5 protein-coding genes are annotated in these 2,924 nt (G+C 64.1%); all 5 read left to right on the top strand.

Annotation, left to right across the window (positions count from 1 at the left end):
* A partial coding sequence (locus H7225_RS11815; protein WP_290662034.1) for an aldolase/citrate lyase family protein occupies window positions 1-594 on the top strand: 594 nt, incomplete at its 5' end.
* 91 nt (window positions 595-685) lie between these two features.
* Window positions 686-1,654, top strand: coding sequence for a tripartite tricarboxylate transporter substrate binding protein (locus H7225_RS11810; protein WP_290662032.1), 969 nt, complete (start codon window positions 686-688; stop codon window positions 1,652-1,654).
* 26 nt (window positions 1,655-1,680) lie between these two features.
* Entirely contained in the window at window positions 1,681-2,166 is a 486-nt protein-coding gene (locus H7225_RS11805; RefSeq protein ID WP_290662030.1) for a cupin domain-containing protein, read from the top strand.
* 43 nt (window positions 2,167-2,209) lie between these two features.
* Window positions 2,210-2,629, top strand: coding sequence for an SDR family NAD(P)-dependent oxidoreductase (locus H7225_RS11800; protein ID WP_290662028.1), 420 nt, complete (start codon window positions 2,210-2,212; stop codon window positions 2,627-2,629).
* Window positions 2,626-2,924 (top strand): SDR family oxidoreductase (locus H7225_RS11795; RefSeq protein WP_366481443.1); only part of this gene is annotated, 299 nt, incomplete at its 3' end. The genes H7225_RS11800 and H7225_RS11795, both read left to right, overlap by 4 nt.

Below are 2,924 nucleotides of genomic sequence, written 5' to 3'. Positions count from 1 at the left end.
GGCATTGCGCCTCTGGTCCGGGTGCCGGCCAACACACCTGAATGGATATCGCGCGTGCTGGACGGTGGCGCCATGGGCATCATCGCGCCGCATGTGTCCAGCGTTGATGAAGCGCGCCGCGTCGTGGCCGCTGCCCGGTTCGCGCCATTGGGGGGCCGCTCTGTGGCCAGCGGCATGGCGCTGCTGGACTACCGCAATTTCCCTGCCGATGAAGCCGCCCTCGCCCTGAACGAGACCACGCTGGTGATGGTGCAGTTTGAAGACACCGCTGCAATTGACCAGGCCGACGCCATCATGGCGGTGGACGGTGTGGACCTGTGCATGGTCGGCTTTACCGACCTGACGGCGTCCATGGGCATTGCCGGGCAGTACGGGCATGCGCGCGTTCGCGAGGCTTTTGCACACACCGTGGCGGCGTGCAGGCGGCACGGCAAGTACGCAGGCATCGGCGGGCTGGCCTCCAGGCCTGACCTGGTGGCCGAGTTTGTCGCCATGGGCGGGCGCTATGTGTCCACCGGCACTGACCTCGGTTTTTTACTTGCAGCCGCGACCGGCAAGGCGGCGCAAGTGCACGAGCTGAACAAGCTCGTTTGAACTGATTTTCCATAACCACAAGCTGGAGACAAGCATGCCAAACCGCCGATCGGCCCTAGCCGCTTCACTGTCACTTATCTCCTCAGTTGCCTTGAGGCTCGCGCTCCCGTTGGCCTTGTTCGGGCCCTTGGCAGCCGGCAACGCGCTGGCGCAGTCCGCCTACCCCAACAAGCCGATCCGCGTCGTGGTGCCTTGGCCCGCAGGCGGCGTGGCCGACATCGCCTTGCGCCTGATCGAGCCCAAACTGCGCGCCGAGCTGGGGCAGCCGCTGATGATTGACAACAAGCCCGGCGCGGGCGGCGTGATCGGCGACGACATCGTGGCCAAGGCATCGCCCGACGGCTACACCTTGTTGTTCACCTCGTCTGCGGTGAACATGAACATTGCGATTGGCAAGTCCATGCCCTATGACCTGGACCGCGACCTCGTGCCGGTGGTCAATGTGGCCTGGGCGCCGATGGTCCTGGTGGCCACGCCCGCGCTCAACCTGAAGGACGCGAAGGACCTGATCGCGCGGGCCAAAGCCAACCCCGGCAAGATGAGCTACGCGTCGGCAGGCAATGGGTCGCCCTCGCACCTGACGGTCGAGATGTTTCGCGACAAGGCCGGCATAGACGCCGTGCATGTGCCCTACAAGGGCTCTCCCCAGGCGCTGATGGACCAGATTGCGGGGCGGGTGGATTTTCACTTCGTCAACTCGGCAACGGCCATCCCGATCATCAACAGCCAGAAGGTCACGCCGCTGTTCGTTACGACCAGCAAGCGGCTGAACATTGCACCCAACATTCCCACCAATGCCGAGGCCGGCTTTCCCGACATGCAGGCCAGCCAGTTTGAAGCCTTCTTCGCGCCGCACGGCACGCCCCAGCCGATCCTGGACAAAATCACCGCCGCCGTGAACAAGGTGCTGGCCATGCCGGACGTCATTGCCGCCATGGCGCCTTATGCGCTGGAGATTGACGGCACCAGCTCGCCGCAGAAATTCGCCGCCATGATCCGCGAAGACCGCAGCCGCTGGGTGAAGGTGGCAAAAGACGCCAATATCAAATCGTCCGATTGATGCACCTTAAATTGACAAGCCGCTCCATGAACAACGCCAACGACAAGACACCCACCCACCAGGTCACAGCCGCAGACGCGATGCGCAACCTGGGCGAATGGCCAGTGCAGAAGTTCCACGTGACCCACCTGGCCGACTCCAAATTTGAAGGCAACGGCCTGCGCCCCTATGTGGTCTACCGCGACCTGGGCACCAAAGACGCTACCGGCGGCCTGGTGGACGCGCATGTCAACGCACGGGGCCGGCCCTTTGAGCCCGAGGCTGTAAGCAAGCGCCACATACACGACGTGAAGTTCCAGATGGTGTATGTCCTCAAAGGCTGGATGCGCGCGGAGTTTGACGGCCATGGCGAACACCGGATGGTGGTGGGCAGCTCCTGGGTGCAACCCGCCGGCATCAAGCACACGGTGCTTGAATACTCGGATGACCTGGAGGTGCTGGAGATCATCGTCCCGGCGAAGTACGACACCATCAACGTGGACGAGTTGCCGGGCGGGAAGGCTGCGGCATGAGCAGCATGGTCAACACCATCGGCGTGGAACAGATGCGCGCGGCATGAGCGCGGCACAGTCAACCGGCAGGCTGCACGGCCAGCTCGCGCTGGTCACTGGCGCCAGCGCCGGCATCGGCCGCGCCACAGCGCTGGCCCTGGCGCGGGAAGGCGCAGGCATTGTGGCAACGGGGCGCCGCCAGGCGGAGCTGGATGGACTGGCACAGGAATGTGCCGCGCTTGGCGTACCCGTGCAGGTACTTGCTGGCGACCTGAACGATGCGGCTTTTGCGCAGCAACTGGCCGCAGCAGCGGCGGGGGTTGATATCTTCATCAACAACGCCGGTGTGCTGACCTACGCGCCCTTGCTGGAGCTCACGCAGCAGCAGGTCGATGACATGTTCCAGACCAACGTGCTGGCCAGCATCCGCATCGCCAGCTGGTGGCGGCCAACATGGTCGGGCGAGGCAAGGGGCACATCGTGATGATGACCTCGCTGTCGGCCCGCAACATCAACAAGTTCTCTGCCGTATATGGCGCCACCAAACATGCGATGTCGGGCATTGCCAAGGGTCTGCGTGTGGAGCTGACTGCCGCCGGCATCAAGGTGACCGAGATTGCGCCGGGCATGGTGGACACCGGCATCCGCGAGGCCAGCACGCATGCGCAGGTGGTGGCGGGCATCAAGGCCAGAAGCTATGCGCCGCTCTCGCCCGACGATGTGGCACAGGCCGTGGTGTATGCGGTCTGCACCTCGGCCAACTGCTGCCCCGATCTCAT

Source organism: Aquabacterium sp. (genome assembly GCF_014378415.1).
Classification (GTDB): domain Bacteria; phylum Pseudomonadota; class Gammaproteobacteria; order Burkholderiales; family Burkholderiaceae_C; genus Aquabacterium.
Note: the sequence above shows the minus strand (reverse complement) of the source record. Positions and strands in the feature narration are given on the sequence as shown.